Raw genomic sequence first — 19068 nt, forward strand, 5'->3', positions numbered from 1 at the left:
ATCCGCAAAAACGGCCGGGAGAGGATTGAACTCCGTCCGATGGTCGTACGTATCGTCGAGTGAGGGGTCAGTACGGAGAGTGAGAGGCGGCTGGCAGCCATGACGCACGGTATTCGTACGGACAGCACGGCGTCCTACATGAACAACGGCGGGGGTCTGCGGGACACCATGTCCCGCTACGCGCTGCTTCCGCTGCGGATCTTCCTGGGCATCACCTTCCTCTACGCGGGTCTGGACAAGCTCACCGACAGTTCCTTCCTGAAGGCGAGCGGCTCCGGTTCCATCGGGGACACCATGCGCGCCGCCCGCGACTCCTCGGCCGTCCCGGCCCTGATCGACCTGGCCCTGCACAGCCCGGTCGGCTTCGGCTGCGCCATCGCCGTCGGTGAACTCGCCGTCGGGATCGGTACCCTGCTCGGTCTGTTCGGTCGGCTCGCCGCTCTCGGCGGCGCCCTCATCTCGCTCAGCCTCTGGCTGACCGTGAGCTGGAACTCCTCTCCGTACTACTACGGCAACGACCTCGCCTATCTGATGGCCTGGCTCCCCCTGGTGCTGGCCGGGACCCCCTACCTCTCGCTCGACGCCGTCTGGCACAACCGGCGCCGCCGCCGGTCCGGCGGCTACCGCTGACCGCATCCCCGCCGATACCGCTCACCGTCCGCCGCGTGCCTGCCCGGCCGCCCGCTCGCAGGGCGGGAGCGGGGACGGGACGCGGGGACGGGGCTCGGGGACGGGGTGCCGAGACGGGGTGCGGGGAGGCTCAGCTTCCCCGTATGCCCCGGCGTCTGCGGGCGCCCCGGTTCACCGCCGCGGCCAGCGCCGCGAGGAACAGGCCGCCGATCACCAGCGGGACCGCCGTGAACCACGGGATGCGCCATAGCCCTGCCACCTCGCCCGCGTAGAGGACACCGGCGGCGATCAGGCAGAGGCCGAGGAGCAGACGGCCCGGCTGGAACTCATGACGCAGCACGGCTGACCTCCACCTGTCCGACGCCCACCCGCAGGGCGATCTCCAGTGTTCCGGTGTCCCGCTCGCCCGGTGCGCCCTTCGCCGGGACCAAGGTCAGCCGCTGGTGCTGTGCCGGTCTCACGTCTACGTCCCTGGAGTCGTCGCCGGGCAACCGGATGTCGCCCAGGCCCACTTCGATACGGAGCCGCACCCTCGTGTCCGCCGGTACCGTCACTCTGAGCTGCCCGGCGCCCACCTCGGCGTCCGTCGTGACGGTCCGCCCGGCGCCGGGGCGTATGCCGCTCAGGTCGAGCGTGCCCCGCCCGGTGCCCACGTCGTAGTGCGGACGGAGTTCGGCCTGCGCGGCCGGTCTCCACACCTCGTCCCGCCACTGGGTGCTGATGTCGTGCGGCAGGACCGAGGCCCCGGTGAGCAGCGCCGCCGTCACGATCGCCCAGAACACCGACCCGGCGCCGGTCCGGCCCAGCCACGAGCTGAGCGCGATACCGAGGCCGAACACCCCGAGCGCGCAGGCCAGTCCGAGCTGGAGACTCACGCCGAGCGGGCGGGTGTCCCACGTCAGCCCGGTGCCGAGCCCTCCCGCCACCAGCGCCAACAGGAAGATCCAGCCCCCCGTCCAGCGGGGACCGCGCGGCCGGTGCGGTGGGGCACTCGGCGGGGTGGCCGCGCCCGGATGGGTCCAGGGCAGGGCCATGCCGATGTCCAGTGAGGTCCTCGGCTCCCGTGCGCCCGGAGGCCCCCACAGATACCCGGTGCCGCCGACGTGCGTGCCGTCCTTGACGATCGGGTCCCGCCACCAGGACGGGTACGCGGCGGCGGGCGGTGCCTGTGCCTCCGGCGGGGCGTCGGCGGCCGTCCGCTCGGCCAGCGGGTCGGCATCCGAGGCGCCGCGCTGCCGCGACCAGTACCCCGCCCCGGCCAGCAGCAGCGAGAGCACCGCCGCGAAGGTCAGCACCCCGCCGTTGCGCAGCATGGTCAGGAACGTCCCGCAGCCGACCAGCGCGAACAGCACGGCGGCCAGCGCCGGACCGTCCACCCGGCCGGTCAGCAGCCGCCGGATCTCGTTCTCCTCCTCGTCTTCGTACGGCACGAACAGCCACGCGAAGCCATAGAAGAGGAGACCTATGCCGCCGGTCGCGGCCAGCACGGCCAGCGTGATCCGGAAGATCACCGGGTCCATGCCCGTGTCCCGCCCGAGTCCCGCGCACACCCCGGCGATCATGCGGTGGCGACGCTCGCGGCGGAGCGGGCGCGGGCCGTCGGCGGGGCCCGGCCCGCTCTCCGGCCGTTGCCCGTGTGCCGTGCCCGTGCCCCCCGATCCTGTCGCGGCGGCGCGCTCGTGTTCCGTCATGCGTCTCATGGTGACGGTCCGGCAGCCCCGGCGGCATTCGGGATGACCCTGGTCGAACCCTGAGATCCGCCCCGAGACGGGTCCGGGGGATGTTCGAGCCGACACGCCGGGCGAACATCAGGGGTGTCTCGGGGACGAACCCTGATGCCCAGGGTCCGGCCGCCGTGTGACCATCGAGCCATGCCGGAAGCCGCAGCGACACCCCTCGACGACCCGCGGCCCCTGCGCAGGCTCTACCGAAGCGGCGACGGACGCTGGCTCGGCGGAGTGGCGCGAGGGCTCGCCGGGCATCTCGGGCTGCCGGTGATCTGGGTCCGGCTCGCGTTCGCGGGCCTGTTCATGGCGGACGGGCTCGGAGCGCTGCTCTACGCGGCGTTCTGGTTCTTCGTGCCGCTCGGCGTCGGCGGGGTCGGTGGCGAGCGGGCCCACTCCCCGCTCGCCACCGAGACCGCGCCGGACGGACGGCGCAGACTCGTCGCCCGCAAGCCGGACAAGGGCCAGATCGTGGCCCTGCTCCTCATGGTCGTGGTGTCGCTCGTCTTCGTCGGCAGCGTCAACCTCACCGGCGGCATCAAGGCGTATCTGCTCCCCGCCGTGCTGGTGGCCGCCGGTGTCGCGCTGGTCTGGCGGCAGGCGGACAACGCCCGCCGGGCCCGCTGGGTCGAGGTCGGCAGACGCCGGCGCACCCTCACCCTGCTGCGAGCGGGCGTCGGTGTCCTGCTGGTCACCGCGGGCGTCTCCGCGATCTTCGTCCTACAGGGCTCTGCCGCCCACCTCGGCGCGGTCCTCCAGGCCGGGCTGGCCGTCCTGGTCGGCATTACCCTGCTCGCCGGTCCCTATCTGGTGCGCGTCACCCAGGATCTCTCCGAGGAACGCCTGATGCGCATCCGGGCCCAGGAACGCGCCGAGGTCGCCGCCCATGTGCACGACTCGGTGCTGCACACCCTCACCCTCATCCAGCGCAACGCGGACAACGCGGGGGAGGTGCGCCGCCTGGCCCGCGCCCAGGAGCGCGACCTGCGCACCTGGCTGTACAGACCGGAGGGCACCGGCACGGACGAGACCGACGAGCCGGACACGGTCGCCGAGGCGGTCCGGCGCAACGCGGCCGAGGTGGAGGACAAGCACGGGGTGCCCATCGAGGTGGTCGTGGTCGGGGACTGCCCGCTCGACGAGCGCACCGGGGCGCAGATGCAGGCCGCGCGCGAGGCGATGGTGAACGCCGCCAAGTACGGTGGCGAGGGCGGTGCCGTCCAGGTCTACGCCGAGGTCGAGGGCCGGACGGTGTTCGTCTCCGTCCGCGACCGGGGGCCGGGCTTCGACCTCGACTCCATACCCGCCGACCGCATGGGCGTCAGAGAATCGATCATCGGCCGTATGGAGCGGCACGGCGGCACGGCACGGCTGCGGGCGGTGCCCGACGGCGGCACGGAGGTCGAGCTGGAGATGGAGAGGGCGGAGAAGACGGAATGAGCGACGAGGCGACGGACGCGGCCGAGACGGACGAGACGGCTCCGACCGGCGGGGTGGACGAGGCGGCCGGGGCTGACGAGGCTGCCGGGGTGGACCGGACGGACGGCTCGGCCCTGGCGGAGGCGGATGGCGTCGCACCGGAAGGGCCGGACGGGGCAGCGCCGGTGGCGGACTCGGAGTCGGCCGGGGGACGGCATGTCCGGGTGGTCCTCGTGGACGACCACCGTATGTTCCGCACCGGGGTGCGGGCCGAGATAGGGCAGACCGCGCAGACCGGCGTCGAGGTGGTCGGCGAGGCCGCCGACGTCGATCAGGCGGTCACGGTCATCACCGGGACCCGGCCCGAGGTGGTGCTGCTCGACGTGCACCTCCCCGGCGGCGGAGGGGTCGAAGTGCTGCGCCGCTGCGCTCCGTTGATGGCGGACGGCGACCGGTCCGTACGGTTCCTGGCGCTGTCCGTGTCCGACGCGGCCGAGGACGTCATCGGTGTCATCCGGGGCGGCGCCCGCGGTTACGTCACCAAGACCATCGCCGGCACCGATCTGGTCAGCTCGATCTTCCGGGTCCAGGAGGGCGACGCCGTCTTCTCGCCCCGCCTCGCCGGGTTCGTCCTGGACGCCTTCGCCTCCACCGACGCGCCCCCGGTGGACGAGGACCTCGACCGTCTCACCCAGCGCGAGCGGGAGGTGCTGCGCCTCATCGCCCGCGGCTACGCCTACAAGGAGATCGCCAAGCAGCTCTACATCTCGGTGAAGACCGTCGAGTCCCATGTCTCCGCCGTCCTGCGCAAGCTCCAGCTCTCCAACCGCCATGAACTGACCCGCTGGGCGACGGCACGGCGCCTGGTCTGAGCCGCGGCCGGGCCGCCCGGCCGTCGCCCGGCCGCTCTCCCGCCCGTTCTCCTCCCGCTCACGCCACCCGCGTCGCCCCCGCGAACGGCATCTGGTCGATGGGGGCGACACGGACCGGGGCGGAGGGGTTGGGGGCGTGGATCATCTTGCCGTTGCCGATGTAGAGGCCGACGTGGCTGATACCGGAGTAGAAGAAGACCAGGTCGCCGGGGCGGAGTTCGGAGCGGGAGACGCGGCGGCCCGCGTTGATCTGGGCGTAGGTGGTGCGGGGGAGGGAGAGACCGGCGGAGCGGTAGGCGGCCTGGACGAGGCCGGAGCAGTCGAAGGCGTTGGGGCCGGTCGCGCCCCAGACGTAGGGGCTGCCGAGCTTGCCGTAGGCGTAGGAGACGGCGGCTGCCGCCCGGGAGTCGGGCGCGGTGACGGGCGGCTGTGTCCGCCGCTCCGGGGTGCTCCGAGTGGAGGACGCCGAGCGCGAGGCCCGCTGCGCCGGGCCCGGTGCGGCAGTACGGGTGGTCGCGCCGGTGACCCTGGCGCGCTCGGGCGGGGTGAGCCGGTCCAGCAGGCGCCGTGCCTCCGCGAGCTTCGCCGTGACGGTCCGCCTCTCCTGCTTCAGTTTCTCCTGCCGCTCCCGCAGCGACGTCAGTTCGACGCGGGAGGCGCCGCGCAGCCGCTCGATCTCGCGGAGTTGGGCGCGTACCCGCGTGATCGCCTGGGCACGGCGGTCGCCCGCGCGCTCGGCGAACGAGGCGCCGTCGAGATAACGGTCGGGGTTGCTGGAGAGGGCGAGCTGCCAGGCGGGGTTGTAGCCGTTCTCGCGGTACTGCGCCGCGGCGAACGAACCCAGCGCCGAGCGCGCGGTGTTGAGCTTCTGCTGGCGCCGGGCGGTCTCGTCCCGCAGGGCGTTCAGGCGCCGCTGGGAGGCGTCGGCCTTCTCTTTCGCCCCGTTGTACGACTCGGTGGCCGTCTCGGCCTCCCGGTACAGCGTGTCCACCTTCGCCTTCACCTGCGCCGGGGTGGCCTGCGGTTCGGCGTGGCCGACCCCGTCGAACGCCGTGGCGGTGGCCGCGCCCGCGAGGGCGAGGGTGGCGGCGGTGCGTACGGTGGTGCCGCCGAGCGAGCGCGGTCGGGGCTTGCGGTGCGCGGACAACTGGAGGGTCACGTCCTTCCGTCGGGCTTCCCTTGCACCGGGAACGGGTCCGGCGGTGCATCGAGGAGGGGTCCGGCGACCGCCCGTACAGGGGGAGCGGGCGCCGCCGGACCCGTCTCGGCGGGGGTGACCGGACGCAGCCCCTGGCCCTGGGCGGCTTCGGGGAGGCCGGTCACCTGGGGAGGGACGCTAAACCGGTCGGTGACGGCTTGGTAACGAGGAGTACGGAACTGGCGGTGAGGGAGCGGTATGCGACCGGATGTGACCGAATGGCGAGGCGTGGGCGCCATGTTGACGGGCCGTGTTGACCGAAGCGGGGATTCCGGTCCTCCGGGGCCGGGCGCGCTGCTACAGCACGCTGTGTCCCCGCCGGGACCCGACCCCTTGGTTCTTCTCCGGAAGCCCCTCACTAGGCTCCCGGTTCATGGACGTTCTCACCCATTTCCTCGTCGGCCTGCACATCATCGGCATCGCCGCACTGCTCGGCGGTTTCCTCACCCAGATGAAGGCGATGGGCCGGGGCACCGCCCGCTTCGTCCCCGCGATGGTGCACGGCGCGTTCACCATGCTGGTCACCGGTGTGGCCCTGGTCGGGGTCAACGAGGTGGACGGGCAGCACGTCAACACCGTCAAGATCGGGGTGAAACTGGCGCTGCTGATCGTGATTCTCGGGCTGGTGTACGTCAAGCGCGACGACGAGAAGGTCGAGAAGAACCTCTTCGGGCTGGTCGGACTGCTGACCGTGGTCAACATCTTCATCGCCGTGCTCTGGACCTGAGCAGGTGGCCGTCAGCGGCGCGGAGCCGATCCGGCGCGCGCCGTGAGCAGTGCCCCGGCGGCCACCGCGAGCCAGGCCACCACCGCGATCCACAGCAGGACCCGTCCCAGCACGCCGAGCCAGCCGGTGTGCAGTGCGGCGGCGACGGCGAGGGTGGCCGCGCCGGTCATCGCCAGCGGGTGGACCGTCGCCCAGCGGCGCGCGTCGTAGCCGGTGCGGGGTTCGACGATCTCCGCGACCGCCAGGGCGACCCAGCAGATCAGCGTCACGACCAGCAGGGCCGTGGTCGTGTCGTGCAGGACGTTCTGGTCGTCGTAGTTCCAGAGGTACGGGCGCGGGCGGTCGCCCGCCGTCAGGAGGGTCGCGCCGGTCAGCGCGGAGAGCGCGAGCGCGCCTACCCCGATCCAGTGGTCGCCCGCGCCCTGAATCACCTGGCGGCGGTCGAAGTGGTACACCGCCACGAGCCAGCCGACGAGGCCCAGCCAGAACAGCACCATCCCCGTGTGCGTCAGCCAGGCCGTCTCCGTCTCCCTGCCGAGGGTGGCGGCCGTCGCCGCGAGCGCCTCCGTCGCCAGGCAGCCCAGGAACACGGTGCCGGGCATCCGGCGGGCTCCGTGGCGTACCAGGGCGTACATCAGGAACGGGTAGACCAGCGCGGCGAGCGCCAGCAGCGCTGCCGCCAGTGCGGTGGGTCCCAGGGTTGTGAAGCGGAGGCCGAGGATCGCTGTCGCGGGGACCGCGGTCAGCGCCTCGGGCGCGGGGAGCACGCCCGGCTGGTGCGCGCGATGCGGGTGATGCGCGCTGTGGGTGCGGTGCGCGTGTCGCGTGCCGCGCCCGAGCGGGCGTACGGCCAGATCCGCCGCCAGCGCCAGCCATCCCACGCAGGCGAGGGCCAGGAAGATCAGCGACAGCACCTCGTCGCCCGACAGGTGAAAGCCGACGGAGACCGTGCCCGTCGCGGTAACGGCTGCTCCCGAGGCGGGCGGACGTGCCTCCCACCGGGTGCGCAGTGCGGTGAGGGTGGGCATGCGGTGACTCTATGGAGGCCGGTGCGGGTCCCGGGGTACGACGCGATCAGCCCCGTACGCCTGTCACCTGAACGCTGCGGTACCGGGCCGGGGGTGAGGACGCGAGCCCGCGCCGAGAGGGTCCCTCCTCGCGCACCCCGCGCCACGAACCGCGTCGGAGTGCCCGTCCTCACGCAGGCCGTATCACCTTCCGCACCGGGACGGTCAGCAGCTCCTCGCGGATCGTGGCGCCCGGATGCGGGGCGTGGATCAGGGTGTCCGGGGCGGTGAGGAGGCCGATGTGGTCGTGGTCGGCGTGGAAGAAGACGAGGTCACCGGGGCGGGCGTCGGGGAGGGGGACCGGGGTGCCCGCGTGGGCCTGGTCGTGGGCGGCGCGGGGGAGGGCGACGCCGGCCGCGCGCCAGGCGGCCTGGGTGAGACCGGCGCAGTCGTAGGAGCCGGGCCCGCTCGCCCCGCTCACGCACGGCTTGCCGAGCTGCGCGCGGGCGAAGGCGACGGCCTTCTCCGCCTTGGTGGGCGCCTGCACCGGCACCACCACCGCGTGCCCGTCGCCCCCGCCGGAGTACGCCGCCAGCAACGCCCGCGCGGCGGCCAGCTTCCGCTGGACCACGGCCTTGGCACTCTTCGGATCACGAGGAACGGCACCCGGCCCCGCAGCCACAGCCGCGCCCGAACCCGCAGCCGCGCCCGACCCCGTCTCCGAACTCGGCCCCGACCCCGACGCCGACCCCGCCCCGGCCTCCGGCACCACCCGAGCCCGCTGCCGGTTCTTCACCGATGTGGCCAGACGGTCCATCAGGCGGCTCTGGTGGAAGTAGTCGGCGGACCGCTCGGCCCGGGCGGGCGCCGGTGCGGGTGCCGCCTCGGCCGACGGCGCGGTCGCCGCGCGTTCGTGGAGCCGCATGGCACGTTCCGCCTCCGCGCCGGTCTGCCGGGAGGCGTCGTCCGCGCGGCGGTAGAACTCGTCCACCTTCTTCTCGATCTCCGCCAGGCTCGGCCCGCCGTCGTCGGCGGGCGCGGCCTCGGACGGGCCCGCCTGGGACAGGACGGCGACAGAGGTGATCGCGGCGGTGGCGAGTACGGGCGTGCGCAGCCCCGGTCCGAACGGACCGGAACGCTGCTTGCGGTGCGACGCCAAGGCTGGCGACTCCTTCCCAGGTCCGCCTGCCGGGTTAGCTGTCGGGTTCGGGCGGGTGTCTCGGAAGGGTTGCCCTACGGCCTCGCCCCGTCACCGGACGGGAGTCGGCCGATTCACCCCAGGGATCGGTGGGTCCCCGGCTCCGCGCGCCCTGCGGCGCGTACGGACTCGGCGGAGACCGCACGGCCGGCGACGTTCGCCGGAAGGGTGCGTACGGTCTGCGGGAAATCTAGCCAACTCGTGTGCCTTCCGTGAAGGTTGGTGCGGTAAATGTCCGATACATTTCCGTGACCTCCGTCGCTTTTCCCGCTCCCGTGACCTCTCGCCTGCGCAGCGTGAGGGCGGAGGGCGGCCCGTGAGGTGTGCGGGTTTCCGGGGCGTGACCCGGTTGTCGGTGCGGCGCCCTAGACTCGGAGGGCGATGAGCAGCCTCTTTGACGACAGCTTCCTGGCGGCCCTCCAGTCCCCGCGCGGACACGACGAGGAACCCCCGCCGCCGCCCGAGGACGATCACGCTCCGGAACCGATTCCGGACGATCTGTTCGGCGGGAAGTTCGACGCGCCGCCGGACCGTGACGCGTACTACCGCGACGGCGCCCCCCGCCCGGTGCTGGACGCGGCGGCCCTGCTGGACGGGCTGAACGACAACCAGCGCGCGGCCGTCACGCACGCGGGCGCCCCGCTGCTCATCGTCGCGGGCGCGGGCTCCGGCAAGACGCGGGTGCTCACCCACCGCATCGCCCACCTGCTCGCTGAACGGCACGTCCACCCCGGCCAGATCCTCGCCATCACCTTCACCAACAAGGCGGCCGGTGAGATGAAGGAGCGCGTCGAGCACCTCGTGGGCCCGCGCGCGGGCGCGATGTGGGTGATGACGTTCCACAGCGCGTGCGTGCGCATCCTGCGCCGCGAGTCCAAGAAGCTCGGCTTCACCTCGTCGTTCTCGATCTACGACGCGGCCGACAGCAAGCGTCTGATGGCCCTGGTCTGCCGCGACCTGGACCTCGACCCCAAGCGCTACCCGCCCAAGTCCTTCAGCGCCAAGATCAGCAACCTCAAGAACGAGCTGATCGACGAGGAGGACTTCGCCGCGCAGGCCACCGACGGCTTCGAGAAGACCCTCGCCCAGGCGTACGCGCTCTACCAGTCGCGCCTGCGCGAGGCCAACGCGCTGGACTTCGACGACCTGATCATGACCACGGTCAACCTGCTCCGCGCCTTCCCCGACGTGGCCGAGCACTACCGCCGCCGCTTCCGGCACGTCCTGGTGGACGAGTACCAGGACACCAACCACGCGCAGTACGCCCTGGTCCGCGAGCTGGTCGGCACCGGCGCCCACGACGAGGACGTACCCCCCGCCGAGAGCGACCTGCCCCCGGCCGAGCTGTGCGTGGTGGGTGACGCGGACCAGTCGATCTACGCCTTCCGGGGCGCGACCATCCGCAACATCCTCCAGTTCGAGGAGGACTACCCGAACGCGACGACGATCCTGCTGGAGCAGAACTACCGCTCCACGCAGACCATCCTGACCGCCGCCAACGCCGTCATCGAGCGCAACGAGTCCCGCCGCCCGAAGAACCTGTGGACCAACGCGGGCCAGGGCGCGGGCATCACCGGCTATGTCGCGGACACCGAGCACGACGAGGCGCAGTTCGTCGCCGAGGAGATAGACCGTCTCACCGACGCGGGCGACGCCAAGGCCGGTGATGTGGCCGTCTTCTACCGGACCAACGCCCAGTCCCGTGTCTTCGAGGAGATCTTCATCCGCGTCGGCCTGCCGTACAAGGTCGTCGGCGGGGTCCGCTTCTACGAGCGCAAGGAGGTCCGGGACGTCCTGGCCTATCTGCGGGTGCTGTCCAACCCGGAGGACGCGGTGCCGCTGCGCCGCATCCTCAACGTGCCCAAGCGGGGCATCGGGGAGCGCGCCGAGGCGATGATCGACGCCCTCGCCCAGCGCGAGAAGGTCAGCTTCCCGCAGGCGCTGAAGCGGGTGGACGAGGCGTACGGCATGGCCGCGCGGTCCGCCAACGCCGTCAAGCGGTTCAACACGCTGATGGAGGACCTGCGGACGGTCGTGGAGTCCGGCGCCGGACCGGCGACCGTGCTGGAGGCCGTGCTCGAACGCACCGGCTATCTGGCCGAGTTGCAGTCCTCCACCGACCCGCAGGACGAGACCCGCATCGAGAACCTCCAGGAACTCGCCGCCGTGGCGCTGGAGTTCGAGCAGGAGCGCGGCGAGGGCGAGTCGGGCACGCTGTCCGACTTCCTGGAGCAGGTCGCGCTGGTCGCGGACTCCGACCAGATCCCCGACGAGGAGGACGGCAACGGCGTCATCACCCTGATGACCCTGCACACCGCCAAGGGACTCGAGTTCCCGGTGGTGTTCCTCACCGGCATGGAGGACGGCGTCTTCCCGCACATGCGCGCCCTCGGCCAGACCAAGGAACTGGAGGAGGAACGCCGCCTGGCGTACGTGGGGATCACCCGCGCCCGCGAGCGGCTGTACCTCACCCGGTCCGCGATGCGCAGCGCCTGGGGCCAGCCCTCGTACAACCCGCCCTCCCGGTTCCTGGAGGAGATCCCGGCCCAGCACCTCCAGTGGAAGCGCACCGGCGCGACCGCTCCGGTGTCCGCCGGGCCCACGTCGGGGATCGCGGCCTCGCTGTCCTCGTCCCGTTCGCGCTCCTCGGCGTCGGGCGCTTCCGGCTTCGCCACGCGCCGGGGCGCCACCGAGAAGCCGGTGGCCGCGCTCTCCATCGGTGACCGCGTCACGCACGACCAGTTCGGCCTCGGCACGGTTGTCGGGGTCAAGGGCACCGGCGCGCAGACCGAGGCGACCATCGACTTCGGCGACGAGAAGCCCAAGCGGCTGCTGCTGCGCTACGCCCCGGTCGAGAAGCTGTAGCCGTACGGCCCCTGTTGACGAGTGGAGCCCCGCCGGAAGCGTCCGGCGGGGCTCGACTGGTTTGTGCGGAAGGCTAGTTCGGGTTCAGACCATGACTGCGCAGCCACGGCAGCGGGTCCACGGCCGCGCCGCCCCCGGGGCGCACCTCGAAGTGCAGGTGCGGGCCGGTGGAGTTGCCGGAGTTCCCGGAGTACGCGATCGGCTGACCCGCCTTGACGACGGTCCCGGAGGGCACCCGGTAACTGGAGAGGTGGCAGTACCACGTCTCCGTGCCGTCCTTCGCGGTCAGGATCAGCATGTTGCCGTAGGCGCTGTTCCACTGGGTGCGGACGGTGCCGTCGGTCGCGGCCATCACCGTCGTGCCGTACGCCACAGGGAAGTCGATGCCGGTGTGCACGGACATCCAGTTCACGCCCGCCTGCCCGAAGTAGGCGCTGAGTCCGTGCTGGGCGACGGGCAGGACGAACTTGGGGCGCAGCCGCTCCTTGAGCGCGGCCTCGGCCGCCGCCTTCTTCTGCTGGAGTTCCTGCTGCGCCTTGAGGTCGATGCGCTCCTGGGTGCGGCTGGCGCGGTCGGTGAAGTCATCGACGCCCGCCGAGAGCGTGCGCAGCTGCGCGTCCAGCTTGCCGTTGGCGACGGACGGCTGCACGGCGTGCGCGCCGTCCGGTGCGGCGGCCGCGGTGTCGGCGCTGTCGTCGGAGAAGTCGCCGACGGAGGCGACGGCGACACCCGCGACCCCCATCACACACGCCGACGGTACGGCGATCGTCAGCAGCGCCGACCGCTTGGCGGGCGTACGGCGCCGGGCGCGCGAGCCGCTCCGGGTGGCCGGGCGGGCCGCCGGGACGGTCTCCTCCTGGTCGTCGAGAAGGGGCGCCACGGCGGGCAGTTCACGGGTGTTCCCACTCAAGTCGTCGGCGGTATCGATGAGTTCGCCGTCATGGGCGTCCTCGTCACGATCGCCTTCGTACCCGCCTTCGGGCGCGCCCTCGTAGCCCGGCTGCTCGGCGAAGGCGGTGGTGTCGAAGCTGGTGGTGTCGAAGGTGCCGGTGGCGTGGAGGTCGTACGTGCCGGTCGCCTGCGGGTCGTACGGCTGCTCGGCGTACGCCTCGTGGGTGTCGTACGCGGTGCCGCTGTTCCACCGGGTGGCGTCGTAGGTACCGGTGTCGAAGGTCTGGGTGCCCCAGTCCCACTGCTGGGTGGCGTCGGCGGCCTGCTGCTCCGGCAACTGCCAGGCCGAGGAGTCCCACTGGCCGCTGGCGTCGGTGCCGGTGGCCTGCTCGGGGAGGGTCCAGGCGGAGGTGTCGTACGCGCCGGTCCCGTAGGCGCCGGTGTCGTACGTGCCCGTGTCGTAGGTCCCGGTCTCGTACGTCCCGGTGTCGTAGCCGGTGTGCTGCCCGGTGGCGTACGGGTCGTGGGGCTGCTGGGCGCCGGTCTGCCAGGAGGCGGTGTCGTAGGCGCCGGTGGGGAAGGTGCCCGTGGCGGGGTCGGCCGTGAAGGCGGTCGGGGCCCAGCCGTCGTGCGTGGTGTGGTCGTCGTAACGGACTTCCGGGGTCCCGTAGGGCGCGTAGCGCGCGGTGGTGGCGTCGGAAGCCGGGGCCGGGGTGGTCATGGTCCCCGACGGGTGACGATCGTTCACCAACTTCTCTTTCGCCTCGACAACAGGGGCTGCCAGAGCAGTGCGGCGACTGTACCCGGCGGTATGCGGGCGCGACAATCTTCTGCGGGTTTCGCGCGGCCGGAAACGGGCATTCTCCCGTGTTTTGGCCGCGGGCGGGCTCCGGTTTGGCCCTGCGTTCGGGACATGTTCGACGTACGGTGACGGCGAGTCACCGAAATTCCCGCGCTTCGGCGTCCTTTCCGACGGGTGCCCGGGCGGTCGGCGCGCGCTCACCGCACCGTCAGACCGCCGCCCGCCCGCTCCCCGGCCGTTCCCCGGCGGGCGCCGTGTCGAGCACCTCGCGTATCCGGACGGCGACGGCGGGGTGCACGGGGAGTGCCAGATGACCGATGCCGGTCACGCGCACGTTGTCGGCGTCCAGGTCGGGGTGGTCCACGCGGGCCGTCTCCTGCGGCACCATCACCGAGTCCAGGTCGCTCCAGAACCCGACGAACCGTGTCCGGCAGCCCGGCGCGGGGCGGGCCAGCTCCTCGATCAGCGGCGAGCCGGGCCGCATCTGCCGGACGATCGGGTGCGCCCCGGCCAGCGGGACCGCGCGGGTGCCGGAGTGCGGGGTGCCGAGGGTGACCAGGGTGCGGACCCGCAGGTCACCGCCGAGACACTGGGCGTAGTACCGCGCGATGAGGCCACCGAGGCTGTGCCCCACCACGTCCACCCGGTCGCTGCCGGTGCGCTCGCAGATCTCCTCGATGTGCCGCCCGAGGAGTTCGGCGGCGGTGCGTATGTCGCAGGTCAGCGGAGAGTAGTTGAGGGAGGCGATCCGTCGGCCGCCGTCGCGGGCCAGGCTGCGGCGCAGCAGGACGAAGACCGAGCGGTTGTCGATGAAGCCGTGCAGCAGCACCACCGGCGGACCGGAGCGCTCCGGCAGCCGGGCCGCCCCGCCTCCGCGCGCCGGGTGCGCGGCCGGGCGGCGCTCCTGGACCAGGCCGGTCGGATAGAGCAAAAGGTGACCGGCGAGGATCGCGGCCTCCAGCGCGGTGGCCTTCAACAGGGCCGCGGAGAGATCGGTGAGTCTGCCGGGCCACAGGCGCCGGTACAGCGGGAGGAAATACGGCAGTGCCCCGGTGACCTTCATCGGCCGACCTCCAGTCGGCGCACGGGGCTCACGACCCGGCCCGTACGCCCTCATGTCCCACCATGTGATTTCCCCCTCGCTCCGCGCCGAAAACCGCCGGTTGCGGGATGCTGGGGATAACGTTCGTTCACTTCCCGACGGGTGGCGGCGCGCGCGCCGGATGTGCGGTACTTGTCGGTACGGGCGGAAGCGGTCGCTTCCGTGGTCGCTTGCATGGAGGCAACGATGGCTGTGGCAGCCGGTCCGACCGGTCCGATCCGCGTGGTGGTGGCGAAACCGGGGCTCGACGGCCACGATCGCGGGGCCAAGGTCATCGCGCGGGCGCTGCGCGACGGCGGCATGGAAGTCATCTACACCGGGTTGCACCAGACCCCGGAGCAGATCGTGGACACCGCCATCCAGGAGGACGCCGACGCCATCGGCCTCTCCATCCTCTCCGGCGCCCACAACACGCTGTTCGCCGCCGTCCTCGACCTGCTCAAGCAGCGCGAGGCCGAGGACATCCTCGTCTTCGGCGGCGGGATCATCCCGGAGGAGGACATCGCGCCCCTCAAGGAGAAGGGGGTCGCGGCGATCTTCACCCCCGGCGCGACGACCACGGCCATCGTGGAGTGGGTGCGGGAGAACGTGCGTCAGGCAGCGGCTTCCGGGGGCTGAGGCGGGATTCGCTCCGGGTTCGGCCGGTGGGCCGGGTGGGAGTTGGGTGACCGGCCGGGTGCCGGGTGCCGCGTGTGGGGTGCCTGGCGACGGGGGCGGCGGGTGCCGGGGCGTTCGGGGCGCCGACTGCCGTGCTCGGTGCGTTCGGGGGCGCCGACTGTCATGTGCCGGGCGGGACGCGTGCGTTGAGCGGGGCTCGTGCGCTGGACAGGCCCGCCTGTCCGCCGGGCAAGGCCCATCTGCCCGGCGGGGCACGTGGGGTACGGGGCTGATCCGACCGGCGGTGCTCAATGTGCCGGGTGGGGCTCATCCACCGTGTGCGGCTCATGTGCCGGGTGGGGTCAGTTCCTCTGCCATCGTCGCCCGCAGCCGTAGCGTGGCCGTGAGGCGCTGGAAGGCTTCCGCCCAGTAGCCGCCCGCGCCGGGTGAGGCGTCCTCGGACTCGTCGGGCACCGCGAGCAGACCCGCGAGGCGGGCCGCCTCCGCCGGGTCGAGGCAGCGTTCCGCCAGGCCCATCACCCCGCTGAAGCTCCACGGGTAACTTCCCGCGTCCCGCGCGATGTTCAGCGCGTCCACCACCGCCCGGCCCAGCGCGGGCGCCCACGGCACCGCGCATACCCCGAGCAACTGGAACGCCTCGGACAGGCCGTGCGCCGCGATGAAACCACCGACCCAGGCGGCCCGTTCCCCGGCCTCCAGGGTGATCAGCAGTTTCGCCCGCTCGGCCAGCGAGACCGCGCCCGGACCGGCCGCCTCCGGGGCCGACGGCTCCCCGAGCAGCGCCCGCGACCACTCCGCGTCCCGCTGCCGTACGGCCGCCCGGCACCAGGCCGCGTGCAACTCGCCCTGCCAGTCGTCCGCCACCGGCAACGCGACGATCTCCTCCGGGGTGCGCCCGCCGAGCCGGTCCCGCCAAGTGTCCAGCGGGGTGGCCTCCACCAACTGGGCCAGCCACCAGGAGCGTTCACCCCGGCCGGCCGGGGGTTTCGCCGTCACGCCGTCCCGCTCCATGTCCGGGTCGCAGGCGAAGGGCGCCTCCACGGCGAGCGCGGGTCCGGTGCCCGTGTGATCGACGGCCACGCAGGCCGACGCCCGTGCCGCCATCCGCACCCCGAGCGCCGAACCCGGCAGCGCCGACAGCAGTTCGGCCGCCGTCGCCCGGACATTGCGGCTGCGGTCGGCCAACGCCCGCTCCAGGAACGGTTCGTCCGCCGGGGACAGACCCGTGCGCAGCGAGTCGAGGAACATCAGCCGGTCCTCGGCGCGTTCGGCCGCCCAGGTCTCCGCCAGCAGCGCGCGGGCCGCCTCCGGGTCGCGGGTGCGCAGAGTGCCCAGCAGCGCGACCCGCTCCGCGAACAGGCCCTCCTCCCAGAGCCGCCGTACGCCCGCCTCGTCGCCGGAGCCGGGCTGCGAGGCCGTACCGCCCGCCGCCGAGCGCAGGGCGAACCGCCAGTCCGGGTTCAGCCGGGCCAGCCACAGCGCCCGCTGCCCCGCGAACGCCAGCGCCGCCGGGCGCAGATCCGTACGGCCGCGCGCCGCGTCCAGCAGTGCGGGCAGCGCCTGCGGGGGTGCCGCGTACCCGTGCGCGTTCGCCGCCGCGAGCCACTGCGGCAGCAGCTCCGTCAGATCCGGCGCGCCGCCCCGCCGCCCACTCCCGCTCCCGGAACGGTCGGCCAGCAGCAGCGCCAGCCGCCGCGCCGCGTCCGGCGGCACCTGCGGACGCCGGTCCACCGCGACGGGTTCCAGCCGCTTCCCCACCGCCCCCGCCCGCAACCCCGCCCGCCGCCGCACGGTCGCCACCGCGGCGGCGTCGAGCAGGGCGAGCGGCGCGTTCCCGGCGGCGCCCGGTGTCCCCGGGGTCGGGGGGCGGCGGTCGGTGCCTAGGAGGGCGGTGGTGAGGAGGTCCTGCCAGGGGGTGGCAGGGGCGGTGGGGGTGGTGGGTGCCGGTGGTGCTTGCGGGGCCGGTGTCTGTGCGGGGGTGGTCCGGGGTGGGTGCGAAGTGGGCTTCGGAGATGGGGGGTTGGGGTGATGTTCGGGGGCGGGGTGAGGTGCGGGGTCGGGTGTCAGGGACGCGTTGGAGAGGGCGCCGCCGTGGGCCGATGGGCGGGGAAGGCTCGCGCCGGGCGTGCCGGGGGCGGTTGCCGGGGACGGGCGGCGGCTGTGGCCGGGCGGCCCGGCCACCACGCCGCGTGTGCCGTCGGCCGCTGCCTCACGTCGTCCGGGTGTGCCTGCGGCGATGGGCGCGGAGGGGAGTTCGCCCGCAGGGGAGTTGTGGTCCGAGCCCGGTGCCGTGCCGTGGGGCGCCGGTTCGGGAAGGGCCCAACTTCGTGACTGAAAAGCCTCGTTCAGTGACACGACCTCGCTCATCGCGGGTGCCGTTGCCTCGGCCGGGGTCCTGGGGGTGATCGGGTTCACGGTGCTCGTACGTCCTCTCGGTGAGGCGGCCGGGGTGGGCGACGGGGGCGGGGCGTATCCGCAAAGTCCAGCCGCCTGTACGGAGGGTGGGACCGGTGGTGTCGGGTTCGGGTCCTTGGCGTGCCCGGCATCGATAGGCCGATGGGACTCCGCTGCCGCAGTCCGGGGCGTCAGCACAGCGCTACCGGGGTGTCGGTGGTGTCGGGCCAGGCGGTCAGGGGGGTGAAACCCTGGTGGCCGCACTCACCGAAGACGGTGAGCGGGGTGCCGCCGGAGAGGGTCAGCAGGCGCCAGAGGCCAGGACGAGAGTGGGCGGACGGGGTCAGAGGCAGCGCCGAGTCCCGCTCGGTGTCGGCCAGTTGCCAGGCGGTGCCGTCCCCGTCCGGGACCGGGACGACGCCTGCCAGGGTGACCGGGACCGCGTCCAGCCAGGGGTCCTCGCGCAGCGCGGCGCCGTAGCGGGCCATCGCCTCGGCCGGGGTGACACCCGGCGGGCGCAGCGTGGACGGCACGGGCGGGGCGTACTGCTCACCGAGTGCCGCCCGCGACCGTCCGGCGCCCGGATACGCCGACAGGTCGGCGTCCAGGGTCAGCCCGACCGGCAGCGCCAGGTCGGGGGAGCGCCCGGCCGCGCCGTAGGAGAGGAGCAGCCGGGTGTGTCCCGAATCGGTGCCGTACAGCCAGATCCGGCGCGTCGTCAGTTTCACGTCCGCCGTGTCGTACTGGGCGAGGACCAGCCAGTGGTCCCGCAGCGGCGGGCCGTCCGCCTGGGCGGGCAGGCCGAGGCGGGAGCGGACCGTGGCCGCGAGGCCGTCCGGCAGGGTGTCACGGCGCAGCCAGCCCTGATCGAGCAGGTGCAGCAGCGCGCACTCCTCCAGCAGTCGGGCGGGCCAGCCCGGTCCGGAGGCGGGTATCGCGCCCAACTCCCGCACCCGGGCGGCGAGTCCGGGGGCCTGGGCATCGACCATGCGGGCCGCCGTCTCGTCCCACATGGCGTACCCCGCCTGTTCGGCCGAGGCCAGGCCGCCGCGCAGCAGGTCCGCGAGCCGCTGCTCCAGCTCGGTCGCGCCCGCCGTGACCCGCTCGGCCCGGCGGTCCGCCCGCCGCCGTGCCGCCTCAGGGTCCGCCGACCCGGCCGCCTCCTTCCCGGCCTCCGTCCTCCTGTCCTCCGCCCTTCTCCGCCGCCCCGCCAGCCACTGCCCCGCCCACTCGGGCGGCTCGGCCGAGGCGGGTACGGCGACCGCGCCCTCCGCCCAGAGCAGCAGCAGGCCGAGCGTGTGCTTGCACGGGAACTTCCGGCTCGGACAACTGCACTTGTACGCCGGACCGGTGGCGTCCGCGAGGTCCACCACCGTTTGGTACGGCCTGCTGCCGCTGCCCTTGCACAGCCCCCACACCGTCCCCTCCCCGGCACCCGTCTCCGACCACGGCCCGGCCGTGCCCAGCTTGCTCCCCGCCTTGCGTGACGCGGCGTCAGGCGCCAGTGCCAGCACCTGGTCCGCGGTCCAGCGCACCCCCTGCTCAGTCATGACAACGACGGTAGGACCACCCACTGACAATCGGCCCGGACGCCGCGTTTGTGCAGGTCAGAGCGATTGTC

Annotated in this window: 15 protein-coding genes and 1 riboswitch; of the genes, 6 read left to right on the forward strand and 9 right to left on the reverse strand. The window is 73.1% G+C overall.

Going from position 1 to position 19068, the window contains the following annotated elements; translation table 11 throughout:
* Window positions 1–99 precede the first annotated feature (99 nt).
* Window positions 100–630: a DoxX family protein gene (locus tag KUM39_RS15520; protein ID WP_217786225.1), complete on the forward strand. Its 531-nt coding sequence runs from the start codon at window positions 100–102 to the stop codon at window positions 628–630.
* Between the two features lie 130 nt (window positions 631–760).
* On the opposite strand, the gene KUM39_RS15525 is transcribed toward KUM39_RS15520, so the two are convergent.
* Both KUM39_RS15525 and KUM39_RS15530 read right to left on the reverse strand, forming a co-directional pair.
* Window positions 761–970, reverse strand: a complete 210-nt coding sequence (locus KUM39_RS15525) for a hypothetical protein (RefSeq protein ID WP_217786226.1) — start codon at window positions 968–970, stop codon at window positions 761–763.
* Complete coding sequence (locus tag KUM39_RS15530) at window positions 957–2321, reverse strand: PspC domain-containing protein (RefSeq protein WP_217786227.1); 1365 nt, start codon at window positions 2319–2321, stop codon at window positions 957–959. Before KUM39_RS15530 ends, KUM39_RS15525 begins: the two co-directional genes overlap by 14 nt.
* Before the next feature lie 180 nt (window positions 2322–2501).
* On the opposite strand from KUM39_RS15530, the gene KUM39_RS15535 reads away from it, so the two are divergent.
* Window positions 2502–3794 (forward strand): ATP-binding protein, encoded by a 1293-nt coding sequence (locus tag KUM39_RS15535; protein ID WP_217786228.1) that lies wholly within the window; start codon window positions 2502–2504, stop codon window positions 3792–3794.
* Window positions 3791–4645 (forward strand): LuxR C-terminal-related transcriptional regulator, encoded by an 855-nt coding sequence (locus KUM39_RS15540; RefSeq protein ID WP_281425712.1) that lies wholly within the window; start codon window positions 3791–3793, stop codon window positions 4643–4645. The genes KUM39_RS15535 and KUM39_RS15540 overlap by 4 nt, the downstream gene beginning before the upstream one ends.
* A gap of 58 nt (window positions 4646–4703) precedes the next feature.
* Here KUM39_RS15540 and KUM39_RS15545 read toward each other — a convergent pair whose 3' ends face one another.
* Window positions 4704–5792: a C40 family peptidase gene (locus KUM39_RS15545; RefSeq protein ID WP_217786270.1), complete on the reverse strand. Its 1089-nt coding sequence runs from the start codon at window positions 5790–5792 to the stop codon at window positions 4704–4706.
* 424 nt (window positions 5793–6216) lie between these two features.
* Between KUM39_RS15545 and KUM39_RS15550 the strand changes: the two genes are divergently transcribed.
* Window positions 6217–6570 carry a hypothetical protein gene (locus KUM39_RS15550; protein WP_217786229.1) on the forward strand — a complete coding sequence of 118 codons (354 nt, stop codon included), beginning with the start codon at window positions 6217–6219 and terminating at the stop codon, window positions 6568–6570.
* An 11-nt stretch (window positions 6571–6581) separates the two neighbouring features.
* Here KUM39_RS15550 and KUM39_RS15555 read toward each other — a convergent pair whose 3' ends face one another.
* Complete coding sequence (locus tag KUM39_RS15555) at window positions 6582–7598, reverse strand: SLAC1 family transporter (RefSeq protein ID WP_217786230.1); 1017 nt, start codon at window positions 7596–7598, stop codon at window positions 6582–6584.
* 169 nt (window positions 7599–7767) lie between these two features.
* On the reverse strand, window positions 7768–8736 hold the full coding sequence (locus KUM39_RS15560) for a C40 family peptidase (protein WP_217786231.1): 969 nt from the start codon (window positions 8734–8736) through the stop codon (window positions 7768–7770).
* An 8-nt stretch (window positions 8737–8744) separates the two neighbouring features.
* Window positions 8745–8905: riboswitch (cyclic di-AMP (ydaO/yuaA leader) on the reverse strand.
* Between the two features lie 251 nt (window positions 8906–9156).
* Here KUM39_RS15560 and pcrA point away from each other — a divergent pair.
* Window positions 9157–11640: a DNA helicase PcrA gene (gene pcrA / locus KUM39_RS15565; protein WP_217786232.1), complete on the forward strand. Its 2484-nt coding sequence runs from the start codon at window positions 9157–9159 to the stop codon at window positions 11638–11640.
* A 73-nt stretch (window positions 11641–11713) separates the two neighbouring features.
* On the opposite strand, the gene KUM39_RS15570 is transcribed toward pcrA, so the two are convergent.
* Window positions 11714–13279 carry a M23 family metallopeptidase gene (locus KUM39_RS15570; RefSeq protein ID WP_217786233.1) on the reverse strand — a complete coding sequence of 522 codons (1566 nt, stop codon included), beginning with the start codon at window positions 13277–13279 and terminating at the stop codon, window positions 11714–11716.
* Window positions 13280–13541: 262 nt separating this feature from the next.
* The gene (locus KUM39_RS15575) at window positions 13542–14396 is read right to left on the reverse strand and encodes an esterase/lipase family protein (protein WP_217786234.1); all 855 of its coding nucleotides are present in this window, start codon (window positions 14394–14396) and stop codon (window positions 13542–13544) included.
* A gap of 225 nt (window positions 14397–14621) precedes the next feature.
* Between KUM39_RS15575 and icmB the strand changes: the two genes are divergently transcribed.
* Window positions 14622–15053, forward strand: coding sequence for a coenzyme B12-dependent isobutyryl CoA mutase small subunit (icmB, locus tag KUM39_RS15580; protein WP_217786235.1), 432 nt, complete (start codon window positions 14622–14624; stop codon window positions 15051–15053).
* 324 nt (window positions 15054–15377) lie between these two features.
* Here the strand turns inward: icmB and KUM39_RS15585 are convergent, their stop codons facing one another.
* Window positions 15378–17120 carry a DUF5691 domain-containing protein gene (locus KUM39_RS15585; protein ID WP_246620200.1) on the reverse strand — a complete coding sequence of 581 codons (1743 nt, stop codon included), beginning with the start codon at window positions 17118–17120 and terminating at the stop codon, window positions 15378–15380.
* 518 nt (window positions 17121–17638) lie between these two features.
* Window positions 17639–18997, reverse strand: coding sequence for an SWIM zinc finger family protein (locus KUM39_RS15590; RefSeq protein ID WP_217786236.1), 1359 nt, complete (start codon window positions 18995–18997; stop codon window positions 17639–17641).
* Window positions 18998–19068 lie beyond the last annotated feature (71 nt).

The organism is Streptomyces corallincola (assembly GCF_019104725.1).
Taxonomy (GTDB): Bacteria; Actinomycetota; Actinomycetes; order Streptomycetales; family Streptomycetaceae; genus Streptomyces; species Streptomyces corallincola.